This is a genomic window from Butyricimonas sp. Marseille-P2440, from assembly GCF_900091675.1.
GTDB classification, from domain to species: domain Bacteria; phylum Bacteroidota; class Bacteroidia; order Bacteroidales; family Marinifilaceae; genus Butyricimonas; species Butyricimonas synergistica.
Genome location: NZ_LT594606.1, coordinates 119,900 through 134,591, shown reverse-complemented (window position 1 = coordinate 134,591; position 14,692 = coordinate 119,900). Strand labels below are relative to the sequence as shown.

Here is a 14,692-nt window from a genome sequence, read left to right as displayed (position 1 = left end):
TATTTCCCTTTCGTTGCGTCAAGTGGTTGAATTATTGTATTTTTTAATTTTCGTTTGTCTAAATTTATTATTTTCCCACCGCTATTTTACCTGTTATATCCTTCTTTGTAACAATATCTTTCGGGTACTAACGAAAAAAACTATATTTGCAATGACATTTTAAACTCAGGCAGAAATCAACCATGAAATATATACTTATTATATACACGGGCATTGTATTTATCCTTTTCGCCACTCCCGGTTTCGCACAAGAAACCGCCACCCCGAGAAAAGGGGAAGGCGTGCTTCAATTCCTGAAACGTTTCGATCGTACGAAACCGGAGCATCACGCACAATTTCTAGAACTGAACAAAAGCAAATTAGATAAAAATAACGGGCTTCGCCTGGGAGTAAAATACACCCTTCCCCCGATGAACCGGGAGGGAGTCGAACCTTTGTTCGGTAGCCCGCTAGAAAAATACACAATAGAATCCGACGAACTCAACGGAGCCTGTTTTTATCTGGTTTCCGGTCATGGCGGACCCGATCCCGGCGCCATCGGGGTATTACGGGGACACCAGTTACACGAGGACGAGTATGCCTATGACATCACGCTTCGACTGGCTCGTGTTCTCCTATCGAAGGGCGCCAAAGTACACATCATCATTCAAGACGCCGTGGATGGCATCCGGGACGATAAATTCCTTGCCACCAGTGATCGGGAAACCTGTATGGACGACCCGATTCCCTTGAATCAGGTACAACGCCTCAAACAACGCTGCGATAAGATCAACACCCTCTTCCGCAAAGACAAAGAAGCCTACCGCCGGGCAATCTTTATCCACCTGGACAGCCGAAGCGAGAGCAAACAGATCGACGTCTTTTTCTACCATTACGAGGGAAGCGCCAAGGGGCAACACCTAGCCAACACGCTACAAGAAGTATTCAACAAAAAATACGATAAACACCAACCCAACAGGGGATTCTCCGGCACCGTAAATACCCGTGACCTATACGTCATCAAACAAACCCTGCCCGTCGCCGTTTTCCTTGAACTGGGAAACATCCAAAACAGCCGGGATCAACAACGTTTTCTTCTCAACGACAACCGCCAAGCCTTGGCAAATTGGATTAGCGAGGGCTTGATACAAGACTTTCAATATCATTCCAAACGGAAGTAAACCTTTATTTCTCCTTCACCATCAATCCAACTCCCGTACCCCACGAGGAGGCAATAGAGATAGAGCAACCTTTCGGGATCGCTTTTCTCAAATTCACCAGATGCCTGTCCAGATAACGGACTGTTTCCTTGAACTTGTTGCCCCACACCGCTTCCACCAGTGCTTTCTTTGGTATATAGCAATTTTTGTTCATGCACAATTCGATCATAATCTTAATTTCTAACGGGGTAAGCGGAATCACTTGGTTGTTCACGACAAGTTCACGATTTACTAAATCAAGATAATCCTTATCGTTTATTTCAATGACTTTTTCGCTGCGTTCTCGAAAACCGACTAACCTCAATCCCACTTCGATGCGGGCAGCCAATTCCTCGTTGCTAACTTCTTTCCGGATATAATCGTTCGCACCAGTCTTCAACCCGATTACCACGTTCATCGTTTCGCCGAGTGTACTCAAAAATAGGATCGGAATCAAAAGGTCGTCCTTTCGGATAGCTTGTGCCACTTCCAAGCCGGTCATCTTCGGCATCATCATATCAAGCAACACCAAATCCGGCTTCACCTGCTTGTACATTTTCAGAGCCTGCTCGCCATCCTCGGCATGATAAACCGTGTAACCTTTCTTTTTCAAGAAATCAATACAACCTACCCACCATTCTGCCTCGTCTTCAGCATACAAAATCTTAGCCATTCCCGTTTTGTCAAATATTAATCGTTTTCATCTACTATTAAAGGAATCATCACGATAAACGTGGTTCCGCCTCCTTCCGTGTCCTCTACCCGAATCACGCCATTATGTCCTTCTATTACCTGTTTCACGTAACTTAACCCGATACCGAAACCGTGCACGTCAGCGGAACGACCTTTTGAAATCCGGAAATAACGATCGAATATCTTCTCTCTAAGTTTTTCCGGGATACCAATCCCGTGGTCTTTCACCGCCACGAGTAGCATTTTCCCCTCTCTCCTGCACAAAACTTCAATTTCCGGCGTATCTCCAGAATACTTGATCGCATTCTCGATCAAATTACTGATTGCGTTGGGAAAATGGAGCGTATCGGCTTCAACAACGTCAACTCCCAATTGATAATCAACCTTGATCGAAACCTTTTTCTCGTCGAAGACGGAATCAAACTGTTGGACAAGTTCATCAATTGTAGCACGCAAATTTAGCTTTTTCCACGTTATTTTGAACCCCTGCTTCCAAACATTTAATAATTTATGCACAAAATTAGCCAATCTCTGCACCCGGAACGAAACGGCATTCAATTGTTCCAGCTGCTCTTTCTTCAATCCCTCAACATTTTCCAACTTCAAATCAAGAAAACCCTTTTGAATAATCGCCAAAGGCAACTTCAACTCATGCACCATACTCGTCATAAACTCTTCCCTGATCTTCGCCACATCAAATTGGAAGGATATTGTTTTCCATTGGTATATGAAACAAACAACTATAAATATCAACATAAGAAACGAGCTTGCAATTGCACCTGCCATCTGGAAAAAGAACATCTTATAAGGCATATCAAAATAAGCCATCAATCCGTGATGACTTTTCAGACCAAGTTCTATCACATTGGAAATAATACGCTTATCAACACGAGAAGAACCATTTTCCGTGGTCGCTATAATCTGACCACTTTCTATATCAATTAATTCGAGGATAAAATTATCTGTAATGCCATTACGTTTAAAATAGGTTTGACAAATACTATCTAGCGCAAGCATATTTTCTGCCGATTGTCGATTAATCACATCATAGCAGATTTTTCTAAATAGCCCCGAATAACCTCCACCTTTATTAAAGTCTAAAGCAGTTGTGTCACCTCTATTTACAAACGTGACCAATTCCTGGTCTATATTAAAACTCACCCGAGGATAATTTTGTCGTAAAGTTTGATTTCCGACCAAATATTCCTCGAAACCTGTCTCCACTGCCATTGCCAAAATTTCATTAACATTAGTTATGAATTCAGCCTCTTTATATTTGACTGTACGATACAACCAAAACGCCTGAAATGTCAACAGACAGGCTATCGCAAACATAGAAATAGCGGAGGCTACATGGATTCTTATACTCATAAACATCAATTAAAAATCACACATAAATATATAATAATTTCATCATTTTACCCCATTCCCTCGTACTGCAATTTTAAGAAAAATTTAAGACAAATCGGTACAATTGTGGTACAATTTGTCTCAACTTTTCATTATATTTTTGTAGCACATCAAAACTCATAACAATTATGAAGAAAATAATTTTTAGTATTCTGTTCATAACTATCACCCTTGGGCTAACATTAGTTAATGTTACCCTTAGGAAAGATGACACGAATATAGATATAAAATTAAAAAATATCGAAGCGTTAGGAGAAAATGAACCGGGTGGTCCGGATCAGTGTTACGTAATCGGCACTCTTTGTATATATTACGACACCCAAGGTAACCCTATATTTTGCCCGGGACTAGCCCTTGATATATAAAAAATATGACTATGAAAAAGATACTATCCATATTACTCGTTATCGCATTCGGTTACAGTTGTTCTGATGAAGTTCGTAATACAAAACCGAAAGAGCAAAATCCATTGTTTAGCATGAGTCGTGCCGTTTCATTAAACAAATTGGATACAAAAATCAATTTGAAGGAAATCGGAATTTACAACCCGACCAAAGTAATCAAAAAAGATTCCTTACTTATCGTACTTGACCGGGATGGTTTAAACAAAATTTCTTTCTACAAAAAGGATGGAACTCAGATCGGGAAGTATCTCCCGACGGGATTAGGAGAAAACAATGGTCTATATATCCTGACCATGCATCTTGACGAAAAGGATATCCTGTCTGCTTATGATTTCGGAAACAACCGGATGGTAGAGTTTGACTTGAAACAATTGGGACAAGCCGGATTTGGTCCGACCTTTACGCCCGTCCCCACAGACAAAAGGCACTTGTGTGCGGCTAAATCGGGCAACACAATCGTGTCCACGGGAATGTTCGACAAACGTTACGGACTATTGGAAAACGGCAAAGAAGAATTCTTCCTCGATTACCCGAAGATTCCGTCTTTCCGCGACAATAAAACCACGGAACAAAGCATTTTATTTGCAAGTAATATAATAAAGATAAAACCAGATGGAACGAAATTTGTCTGTGCGAATATGCAGAGCGGTGTAATAGATGTTTGCTCTCTCATACCTTGCAACACCATCACTCGCATCACCGAGCAAAATCTCTATTCTCCAAAAGCCACGGTCAAGAGTACCAGGAGAAAGCCCGTCGCGTATTCCACAGACAACCTTTTAGGATTCTTGGATGTTGAAGTTTCCGACGAATACATATACGCTTTGTATTCAGGAAGAAGCTACAGCAAATACAAAGATCAGATAGGTTACGGTGAGCGGATTGTTGTGTTCGACTGGGAGGGCAATCACGTTCACACCTACTTGTTAGGCAATCCGTTCACCTCTATCTCCTTTTGTAAAAAAGAAAATGCCATTTATGGCTTGACAAACCATCCGAATTCAGTGTTGATTAAATATGCATTGGATTAATTTCCGTGTGAGAGTTTTGTGCCTTGGGATGTTCATCCTCCTCGGGGGATGTCATTCCAAGGATTACAAAGCCCGAAAAGCAATCGAAGAGTGGTACGGGAAAACGGTCACGTTCCCCGACTCGCCGGAGGCAAAAATCCTCGGGAGAGATACCACCGTCACGATCACGGAACTACTGGATAAAGAATATTGCGTTCTTGCTTTTTTTGATTCAACCGGGTGTACGGAGTGCAACATGAAATTGCATGATTGGCACCTACGCGTAAAAGATATAGCCGGGCAACAAGATAAAGTCAACTTCATCTTTGTCGTCCACGCTAAAAACTATGAGGCGGTATCGGCATTTGCCGTGAAGAACAAGTTCGACCACTTGATATTCTACGACACGGACAATGCCCTATGGAAGGCAAACCCGAACCTGCCGGACTGCCCCGAATTGCAAGCATTCCTCCTCGATCGGGAGCAAAAGGTCGTGTTAATTGGTAATCCGGCGAGAAACAACTCGTTGTGGAAACTATACAAACAACAAATTGAAAAAACGACACATGACAAAATGGATCAGTAACATAGTAAATTCCGTGTCCTTCATAGGACTTCTCCTGCTCCTTGCCACGATCGTGGTGATCGATGCCGAGAGCATGAACGGGATTGCTGTTGCCAAACGTTTCTGGTTCTATATTTTCATGTGCGTGACAGGCGTTCTGTCTATCATTTTGGCTTTTTATAAGACGTCGACAACACGTGTCGATGAGATCAAAACTATCATACTAGGGATACTGACTGTAGTGATTATTGGCATATCCCGCAACTCCAGATGGGAAATGATGAACGCGGAAATATTTCTGCTAGTAGTCATTTCCTTTTTTTTCTTCGACATCTATTTCCATCACAACATAAAGGCTATCAATAGATTTCACTTCATACTGGTCGGCTTCGCCCTGCTAGAAGTCATTTGGGGCTATTGTCAATTGTACGTCTATATCCCGGAATTGCAAACGGATTTCCGACTCCGGGGATCGTTCAACAGCGCATACGCTTATGCCCTATTCTTGGCAACAGTCGCCCCCATTGCCCTCTACTGGACAATCACGCTTTACCAGGGATTAATCCAAAAACTTGCGACACCCTCCTATTCCGAGCAAAGCAGGTCTGAAACCATCGACGAGATCATGTTATTTTTGCTATCCGCTCTCGGGCTTATCGGGATTGCCACCATTCTCCCCTTCACCGGGAAATGGATTGCCTGGTTCACTGCCGCTTGCGGGTGCGGGCTTATCCTGTACTTCAAATTGAATATTTACACGAGAATCAAAAGTCGTTACCTGCAAACTCGAAAACAAAGAATCATTTTCCCATTAATCGTTTTTCTGATCGCTTGTTGCTCATTGGGAGGCTATTATAAACTCCGGAAAGACGCCGTGGACGAACAATTGCTGTCGTGGAAAATATCCATGAACGTGCTGTCCGAAAACCCGTTATTCGGCATTGGCATCGGAAACTTCCAAAAAGCATTCGGTGACGCCCAATCCGACTATTTTGCACACGGCGATCACGACGAGCGGGAACTCTCGTTAGCAAACACGCCCAAACACCCTATCAGTGATATTATCCGGATTACTGCCGCAACCGGGTTCCTCGGGCTCCTGCTCATCCTTGGGCTTATCGGTACCATTCTCGTGAAAGGCTTCCGGGATTTAAAAGGACATCCGGAGAAACTGGCTATCCTCGGGGCTTTGGTCACGTTCTCGTTGGCAGGGATCTTATCATCCCCTCTCAAATCGTTACCATTGGCTATCGTTCTGACACTTTTACTAGTCTTATGCACTCCCCGGGCTGTCCGCAACGAAAAAACCAAACTAAGTTTCAACCTGATCTACCTCGTGCTGGCAGGAATTGCCATCATGTGCACGTACCCCCGATTGGAAGAATACAAAACCTATCGCTCGTGGGCTAACGGCAAACGCTATTACGACATGAAAATATACGCGGTGGCGGTCAATATATATACCCCGTTGACGAAAACATTGAAACATCCTAATTTCTTGTTTGAATACGGGCAAGCACTCTCCCAAATAGGTCGATATGAAGATAGTATCACTGTTCTCCAAGAAGTGTCACAATCTGTATCCGACCCGATGATATACAATATTATCGGGAAAAATTATCAGGCCATGGGTGAGTACAAGCTTGCCGAACAGAATTTCCGAAGGGCTCATTACATGACCCCCAGCCTCGTGTACTCCAATTATTTGCTGGCAAACCTTTACCACGAAATGGGACTGCACGACGAAACCCTGCAATGCGCCCAACAAGTAATCACGCAAAAAACGAAAAAAGAATCAAAAGAAACACAGGAAATGAAAAAGCAAATGGAGTCACTCATCAGAAGTATCCATTAAAAAAGCCCACCTAGGACCGTCCTGGTCCATTCACACCATAGTACATCTAAATCCATCACTTTGGGGAGACATTCTAAGTCTCCCTTTTCTTTTATACCTATAAATCCGTATATTCGCGACAATCAAAATCAAAGACCCAAAACATGAAATATATTCTATCGTTCATTTTTCTAGCACTTCTCGGCACGGCACACCTCTCGGCACAGGAATACCCGAAACACGAATTTCGCGGGGCATGGATACAAACCGTGTTCCAGAGCGAATACGCCAAGATGTCACCGGACGAGATGAAAGCTGACTTTATCCGCAAATTGAATTATTTGCAGGAATGCGGGATAAACGCTATCGTCTTCCAGGTACGACCGGAAGCCGACGCATGGTATCACTCGGAGATCGAACCGTGGAGCCGTTTCTGCACCGGCAAACAAGGAGTTGCCCCGGAGCCGTTCTTTGACCCGATGGCTTTCCTCATCCGAGAATGCCACCGCCGGAACATGGAATTTCACGCCTGGTTGAACCCCTTCCGGGCGTGTACCTCGGGAACCGCCACCTTGTCGGATTCCCACGTCTATCATGAGCATCCAGAGTGGTTCGTCACCTATAACAAGCAATTGCTTTTTGACCCGGGCATCCCCGCCTGCCGGGAATACATCTGTCGGGTAGTGGAAGACATCGTAAGCCGCTATGACGTGGACGCCATTCACATGGACGACTACTTTTACCCGTATCCCATGAACGGGATGCCTTTCCCCGACGACAATAGTTTCCATACTTACGGGCAGGCGAAAGGATATTCACCCGACGAGCGGGATGACTGGCGCCGAGAGAACGTGAACCAACTCATCCGGGATCTGAAACGAACAATCGTGCAAACCAAGCCTTGGGTACGTTTCGGTATCAGCCCCTTCGGGATATACCGCAACAAACAAAGCACCCCGGACGGTAGCGGCAGCAATACCAACGGGTTGCAGAACTACGACAACCTGTACGCAGACGTGACGCTGTGGGTTAAAAAGAAATGGATCGATTACAACATCCCCCAGGTATACTGGGAAATCGGACACCCGGCAGCAGACTATATCACCCTTGCCCAATGGTGGAACAAAAACGCTCACGACATCCACCTTTACCTCGGGCAAGACGTGGCTCGAACGATGAAAGCCGGCGACCTGACGACCAAAATGGAAACCGCCCGTTCCCTACGCCACGTGAAAGGCAATTGCTTTTGGCCTGCCAACGAGATATTGTGGAATAACAAGGGCGTCGCCGACAGCCTCCGGGAACATTACCACCGCTACCCGGCATTGATTCCCGCATACACGCATATGCACAACGGACACCCCAAGAAAATCGCCAAACCCCGAACCGAACGCACGGACAAAGGCTACACCGTGAAATGGTTCTCTATCGGCGACCGCGAAGATCCGCGCAATCCCCAATATTTCGTGATCTACCGCTTTGCCCCGAAAGAAAAGATCAACCTCAACGATCCTACCAAAATCGCCGCCATCACGCGTTACACGGAATGTTATCTCCCCGTCTCCCGAACAAAATACCGTTACGTGATTACCGCCATCGACCGCTTCCACAACGAGTCGAAAGGGAAAAAGATTAAAATAAAGTAAACACAGGACAAGTTTTTATTGAAATACGTTACAAGATAGCCATGAGATATTCTTTTTTTAGTAATTCATAAATACAAGACGGACTTTGAACATATAACTCATTCTCTTTATTTTGTACACAATCATACTCTTTAGAATTCTTTATATTTGGGTGCGGGTAAAACCGGAATCGGAAAAAGTCAGATAAAATGAATATCGAGGTGTTCGATTTTTGTTGTATCAAGTGTGATCCCGACGAATCGGTAGAATTACGGGCCCGGTACGTCGGGATACCCCCCGGCTGGCACATGAACAAGAAATATTGGATTAGCGTCCATTTCAACCAGGATGTCCCGGATAACAAGATCCGGGAACTTGTGAAAAAATCTTACGATATTGTAGTCAACGGCCTTACCAAGAAAGAACGGGAGAAATTATCCGCTAGTAATACACGTGAGTTTTATACATGATCTCCCGTTTGTCACAGTATTTTTGGATCTCGTACTTGGCAAAACTCTTGTGTCGTCCGAAATGTTCTGCGATTTTCTTTGCAAGCATTTCATCTCCTTTGGCATGTAAGGTACCGGCAAATTTCTTCATGTTCGGTAGATCGAAGATCAGAAAGCTTTCGATCTCGCCGTCGCGAGAGTATTCGTGGGTAATGCCGCCCCAATCGACTTGAATGATCGAGAGAATCCCATTTTCGATATATGCGGTGATACTGGTCCCGATTTCTTTGTCGAAAGCATCTTGGTAGATTGTCGCTTTATGAATTTTGAATTTCATCATGTTCCGGTTAATGGTTGCTCGATTGTGGATGAATAATATTTCCCTTGCTGTCAAGGAGAAGGCTGAATATTCCGTTATAATCGTATGAACAGAGATAAATATCGTTGCCAAGAGCCTCGATGTTTTTATAACGAGGAGGGGTGATAAGTTTACCCTCGGGACTTATTAACCCGTAATATCCGGTTTCCACCGCATACATCCAGCATTGAGCCGTGGCCATCATGGTCTCTCCGTTTTCGTTATATATTCCCGTGTCGTAACTGAGTTGATAGATACTTCCGCAAATAAAATCGTCGAGGATCGTTCCGTCGTAGTCGCAACGTTTTTGGATGTGATCGCTTTGGGAGATGTAAATCCCACGGTCTTCCGACACGGTAACCATTTCATATTCACAAGCGAGAATCTCTACCAGAGAATCAGAATAAACACCCCAACGTCCATCCTTGCAAGCGGACCAGTAATTGCGTCCTTCACGTATCAGGTTATCGTATTCTGGAGCAAGAGCCCAATTACCGCTTTTGTCAATCAATCCCATTTGTCCTTTCTCGTTTGCCAACAGACAATAACCGTTGTGGAAACAGTAATCCCTTGTTTCTTGCGGGAGGATGAAACCATGCTCGAATATTTTCTCTCCCGTGTGGTCTATAAAAAATAGGCTGTCATTCGTTGACACGGCTGCAACACCTTCCGAGAATATCCAGGCTTTGGAATACTGGGCGGGTAAGGATACTTTCCCGGTGTGGATATTGAAATATCCTCTTTTCTCTCCCGTGGAGAAGACAGCAAGAGGATCTCCTTCTTCCGAGAGGGTAATCCAGCTAACATCTTTCAATGTTTTCTTCCCGGTTTCACAGTTGAAAATATATCCCTTGCCGTCATAACTGCTTTTGTGGTACCATATATGCCTTGATATTTGTGTATCATAATACTCGGATGTATAAAACAAGTCATCTTTTATTTCTTTCTCGTAGAAAAAATAGCAGAATGCCAGCGTGAAAATCAAAATACAAGCGGTTAGGCTCCCGGCAATGATTTTCCAGAATATGGTCATGTTTTTCAATCTTTTCATAGCTTTCTTTTTTTTATTCAGACTAGTCTTTGTAAAAAGTTTTTATTAATTCTTTTATCTTGTTCGTGCAATCGTCCAGGGCTTCCTTCGTATCGGCCCATTCCAACATAGCCCGTCGGGAGTTTATAAACACGTGGTTGGACGTGATGCGGCCTCCGTGGAAATATTTTCCGCTTCGTACCGTGACATTAATGCTGACGATGAGCCACCCGTTGCTGTGAAATGTGCTGAATCCTATTTGAGAGAAACAATCTTCTTCATTATTGCATGTTACTTCTTGGATTAACTTGTTTTCTTCTTCGTTTTTTCTTAATAAATCTATTGGATCGGTTTTTTCCCATGCATTCTTGAATAGCCTTAAAAGTTCGCGAATGTGGAGGGTCAAGTGTTTTACGTTGAAGGACGCTTCGGCTGCTTTCTCGATATTAATCCGGTTTTGTTCTTTTTCCCGTTCTTCGATTTCGTTTTCGGTAATGACAGTAATGGAATATGTATCTCGTATTTCTTCGTCTTGTGTTTTCTCGACTTCTTTCTCTTTTTGCAGGAGTGCTTCAACAGCTTCCTGACGGGTAAGATACCGCCCGCAAAAGTAGTCTTCTCCGGCAAATGTGTCCTGTCCCCATACTTCGTAATATTTCATGGTCTTGTATTTTAATTTAATATATTTCAACTTTTTCAATAGTAAACGGGGCTTTCAAATGACCGTTCCTGTTATAAAATCCTTTCATCCGGATTTCCAGTTCATCGTACTCCTCGTTGTCGCAATCGGTATATTTTCGGATGCATTTGTTGAGTTCGATCTCGTCTTCCGAAATCCAGGAGAGTTCTGCCAGAACATGCCCTTTCTTTAGCATTTTCAGACGTTCCGGCAGATAGTTATCCCAGATGGGATCTCGGAATTGTTTCTTGTGAATCGGCATGTACATGAAGTGACTTCCCTTGTTGAATAACGACAATAGCCCGTATTTCTCGGCCCAGCTTGCTCGGCCTCGCTGGAACAAAATCCCGAACCAGGTGTATGAAAAACGGTCGTCAAATCTTTGGGAGATCTGGTGTCGCGCGTTTTCTTCCGTGAGGTCGGCCAATAGATCACAGACCCATGTTTCACCCTCGAAGATAGTGTGTCGGGCTGTCCCCTGTAAAGCATATCGTAATTCTCTGTTCATGCGGGTGTTCTTTGTTATTGGGTTAATACCTCGTATTTGGAGTATTCCGGGAACCACTTGTCCAGGGTACAATTAACCTTGTATTCTATTTCCGGGGTGATATACTTGCAGACTTTTTGGTAAACTACGGTTAGCGAGAATATCTCGTCGAACCAGCCGAGAAGGGGCAACCGTTTTACCGGGATAATGTCCATGGGTAGTAACAGGTAGGAGAGCGCGGCAAAGATCAGAAGTTTGTCGCCCTTCGGGGTTTTCGGACTTTTCATGACTTGGTACATGAGTAGTACCGGGCGAGCGCTTGCCCTTCCCACTTTTCTCGAATATTCTAACAGTTTCTCCCGGAGGGAGGAATGCTTGATTGTCTTTTCTTTTTTCATGATAAATGATTTATTGGATTAGAACTTATGAAACAAGAGCGTTTAAAGTTTCGTGTTACAATAGATACAATGGGTCCAGTTTTCCTCGACTTTGGCCCCGCAACGGGGACAGCGATTTTTGATCGCGTAATGTTCATGAATATATTTTCGGGCATCCTGAAAATCGGGAGTGTCACACCATTTCATGATTTCTCTCACCCGGACGGCGGCGAACGGGTGATCAAGATTTGCGGTTGCCACGATCTGGAGGAATTTGTCCCATGTCTTCCCGTCCCGGATTTCCTCGTAACTGTCGGCCTGTTTCGCCCACTCTTCCACGTTAACCTCGCCGGTAACCTCTTCCGGTCCGCCGGCCAGTCGCAATTGAGTTTTCACGATCGTATCCTTGCCGCTGATAATCGCTCCCACACGGTCTGCCGATAGCTCGCTCTTGCGTGACCAGTATAGCATGGCGTATTGAAGCGGGACTAGGAAAGGTCCGAGAAGTCCCAAGGCATCCCCGCCTGTTTTCAGCAGGTTGGCCATCGTGGTATATAGCACGTGACGGCATAGAATGTGTCCGCATTCGTGGGCTAACACGGAATCGACCTCATCTTCTTTGAGGTATTGAAGCAAGCCGGAGGTGATAACCAGAAATATCCGGGTATCTCCGAATGTGTAGGCGTTGGGACAGGGATTCATTTCGAGGTAGAACTCGGGAACATCAATGCCCAGTCGTTTGCATATGATGACAAGGCGATAATATAACTTGGGCATTTGCTTTTCCGAGAGCCTGATTTTCGAGGCCATGTTGATCCCGTACAAGAGAGTTTCGTAGCTCAGGTCGAGAACCTTCTTCACCACCAGATCAAAGCCGGGAATTGATTTCATCAATTTAAGGGCAGCGGCATCTTCCGGATGTACAAATGTATTTACAAAATCGTTCATGTTATTTGTATTATTATTCGCTTTCTAAATACAATAGAGACATCCTCGAAGAAAATCTCTGAAATAAAAAAGCAAGTGCGACATTTTTTTGTCGCACTTGCTTTCTATCGGTCTATAACGTAGGATTTACGGTTCCACGAGAATAGAGAGAATCTCGTTTTCAATCTCGGATAATCGTTTGGATACGAGCGACTGGGCTTCGGCGATAATCTTGTTTTCATTGCCCGTGAAAAAGAAGGTAATCAAAGCTGCTCCAAGCATAAACAATGCCAATTTGGGCTTCTTGGCAAGAGCGGCGAACAATCCGGTTCCCGTCAATCCTCCCGTGATCACGTTACGCACAAGCCGATCTTCATCATTATCATCCAGAAGAGCATTATTTTTCATCAAAATCTTTTCAACTTTCTCCGCACGGAGATGGTCAGCCTCGGCGAGAGCGGCATACCAGGCATTATACTTGTTGGGAAATGATTCGGAGAACCACAAGCCGCGAAGAATTTCATAAACGTAATACCCGTTGAGTTTTTTCACGATATTCTGATCGTGCATCCCTACCAACCGTTTGGTCTCGAAATCCACCATGACCTTTACCTCGTCCCATAGAGTCTTGAACTGATCTACTAAATACGCTTCCATAACAAGTTGCATTTAAATATATTTATCTATAATATCGTCTATGTCGATATCTCCTAATATATCAACGATACGATCAACTAAAAGGTTCACTCCCGACCGTTCTTTCAGGTAATTTTTATAATCACCGCTTCGAAAACTGGCGTTTTGTATAATTTCAAAATCATTGTTCATCAATTCGGCTCTGGTCATTGAATCCTTCACGGCCGAGTAATTCGCGATTCCCACTTGAGCCAAACGGTGATAGCGGGCTGAAATCGGGAAAATATTCTTCACGAGTTGCTGCCATTCCCCGGAACCCGACGGGACGAAATTACCAAGATCATAACTTAATATCTGTTTGATCTGAGCCGTCGAGGCGACACAATCCATCTTGTTAGGGGCGAAAATTACTCGCTCGTAAGGCAACAACGGCCGTTTCTTGTCTTTGAACAACGTTGCTTTGAGAAAATCGATCTCGTCACTGGTGAGATTTCCATGCTTGGAACCGTCATAAAGGAACACGACAACATCAGCCTCCCGCATAATCTCAGCCGTGCGTTTCACGTCGTAGTCATTAATCCCGATACCGATCGTGTCAATCAGGCACACCCCGTGATCCGCCAAATCATGGGAACAATTGACGAATCCCGACATTAAATTCTCGGCACTTTGCTCCCCCTGATAAATTTCTTTCAAACCATAAACATACTCGCGAAGAAAAGCGTCATATTCCATGTGTTGCCGTGTCCTGTCCTGACCTCCCATAACGATAACATCATAGCTGGCCCCGAGACACGAACGCCCGATATAAGTCGTGATTTTCGTGCTCGTAGACATGGATTCCGGGAGTAATTCCCGACCCGAGAGAGCATTGACAAGCGTACTTTTCCCGGAATTCGAAGTCCCTGCCACTACCACCTTGTACAGTCCTAAATCAAGGGCCAACTTACGGCGGAAAGATAAAGATTTACAAAGTAGCAGGTGCTTCTGAATCTCGGTTATTTCTTCTATATCAAGAGTTGCCATGGCA

General features: G+C 44.2%; 16 protein-coding genes and 1 pseudogene. 7 read left to right on the top strand and 10 right to left on the bottom strand.

Annotation, left to right across the window (positions count from 1 at the left end):
* The first annotated feature begins 182 nt into the window (after positions 1-182).
* Positions 183-1,160 (top strand): N-acetylmuramoyl-L-alanine amidase family protein, encoded by a 978-nt coding sequence (locus BN8899_RS00635; protein WP_065217890.1) that lies wholly within the window; start codon positions 183-185, stop codon positions 1,158-1,160.
* 4 nt (positions 1,161-1,164) lie between these two features.
* Here BN8899_RS00635 and BN8899_RS00630 read toward each other — a convergent pair whose 3' ends face one another.
* Positions 1,165-1,851 carry a response regulator transcription factor gene (locus tag BN8899_RS00630; protein WP_065217889.1) on the bottom strand — a complete coding sequence of 229 codons (687 nt, stop codon included), beginning with the start codon at positions 1,849-1,851 and terminating at the stop codon, positions 1,165-1,167.
* A 17-nt stretch (positions 1,852-1,868) separates the two neighbouring features.
* Positions 1,869-3,242, bottom strand: a complete 1,374-nt coding sequence (locus BN8899_RS00625; protein ID WP_187376699.1) for a sensor histidine kinase — start codon at positions 3,240-3,242, stop codon at positions 1,869-1,871.
* Positions 3,243-3,409: 167 nt separating this feature from the next.
* Here BN8899_RS00625 and BN8899_RS21010 point away from each other — a divergent pair, with 167 nt between their 5' ends.
* The 6 genes and pseudogenes from BN8899_RS21010 to BN8899_RS00595 all read left to right on the top strand — a co-directional run.
* Positions 3,410-3,646 carry an NVEALA domain-containing protein gene (locus BN8899_RS21010; protein WP_018338689.1) on the top strand — a complete coding sequence of 79 codons (237 nt, stop codon included), beginning with the start codon at positions 3,410-3,412 and terminating at the stop codon, positions 3,644-3,646.
* A gap of 11 nt (positions 3,647-3,657) precedes the next feature.
* Positions 3,658-4,716 (top strand): BF3164 family lipoprotein, encoded by a 1,059-nt coding sequence (locus tag BN8899_RS00615; protein ID WP_065217887.1) that lies wholly within the window; start codon positions 3,658-3,660, stop codon positions 4,714-4,716.
* Positions 4,717-4,723: 7 nt separating this feature from the next.
* Positions 4,724-5,281 carry a redoxin domain-containing protein gene (locus BN8899_RS00610; RefSeq protein WP_222860550.1) on the top strand — a complete coding sequence of 186 codons (558 nt, stop codon included), beginning with the start codon at positions 4,724-4,726 and terminating at the stop codon, positions 5,279-5,281.
* A complete protein-coding gene (locus BN8899_RS00605) occupies positions 5,262-7,115 on the top strand; it encodes a tetratricopeptide repeat protein (protein WP_065217885.1) in 1,854 nt (617 codons plus the stop codon). The genes BN8899_RS00610 and BN8899_RS00605 overlap by 20 nt, the downstream gene beginning before the upstream one ends.
* 143 nt (positions 7,116-7,258) lie before the next feature.
* Positions 7,259-8,740, top strand: a complete 1,482-nt coding sequence (locus BN8899_RS00600; protein ID WP_065217884.1) for a glycoside hydrolase family 10-like protein — start codon at positions 7,259-7,261, stop codon at positions 8,738-8,740.
* A gap of 188 nt (positions 8,741-8,928) precedes the next feature.
* Positions 8,929-9,189: pseudogene (locus tag BN8899_RS00595) on the top strand (MmcQ/YjbR family DNA-binding protein); the annotation flags it as partial.
* Here the strand turns inward: BN8899_RS00595 and BN8899_RS00590 are convergent.
* The 8 genes from BN8899_RS00590 to BN8899_RS00555 form a co-directional block, all read right to left on the bottom strand.
* Positions 9,161-9,508, bottom strand: a complete 348-nt coding sequence (locus BN8899_RS00590) for a hypothetical protein (protein ID WP_065217882.1) — start codon at positions 9,506-9,508, stop codon at positions 9,161-9,163. The pseudogene BN8899_RS00595 and the gene BN8899_RS00590 overlap by 29 nt on opposite strands.
* 7 nt (positions 9,509-9,515) lie before the next feature.
* Complete coding sequence (locus tag BN8899_RS00585; RefSeq protein ID WP_065217881.1) at positions 9,516-10,577, bottom strand: WG repeat-containing protein; 1,062 nt, start codon at positions 10,575-10,577, stop codon at positions 9,516-9,518.
* Positions 10,578-10,599: 22 nt separating this feature from the next.
* The gene (locus BN8899_RS00580; protein WP_148375200.1) at positions 10,600-11,217 is read right to left on the bottom strand and encodes a hypothetical protein; all 618 of its coding nucleotides are present in this window, start codon (positions 11,215-11,217) and stop codon (positions 10,600-10,602) included.
* Positions 11,218-11,233: 16 nt separating this feature from the next.
* The gene (locus BN8899_RS00575; RefSeq protein ID WP_065217879.1) at positions 11,234-11,743 is read right to left on the bottom strand and encodes a hypothetical protein; all 510 of its coding nucleotides are present in this window, start codon (positions 11,741-11,743) and stop codon (positions 11,234-11,236) included.
* Between the two features lie 14 nt (positions 11,744-11,757).
* The gene (locus BN8899_RS00570; protein ID WP_018338679.1) at positions 11,758-12,120 is read right to left on the bottom strand and encodes a YkvA family protein; all 363 of its coding nucleotides are present in this window, start codon (positions 12,118-12,120) and stop codon (positions 11,758-11,760) included.
* Positions 12,121-12,162: 42 nt separating this feature from the next.
* Entirely contained in the window at positions 12,163-13,047 is an 885-nt protein-coding gene (locus BN8899_RS00565; protein WP_065217878.1) for a M48 family metallopeptidase, read from the bottom strand.
* Positions 13,048-13,173: 126 nt separating this feature from the next.
* On the bottom strand, positions 13,174-13,683 hold the full coding sequence (locus BN8899_RS00560) for a hypothetical protein (protein ID WP_148375198.1): 510 nt from the start codon (positions 13,681-13,683) through the stop codon (positions 13,174-13,176).
* 12 nt (positions 13,684-13,695) lie between these two features.
* Entirely contained in the window at positions 13,696-14,688 is a 993-nt protein-coding gene (locus BN8899_RS00555) for a dynamin family protein (RefSeq protein WP_065217877.1), read from the bottom strand.
* Between the last annotated feature and the right edge of the window lie 4 nt (positions 14,689-14,692).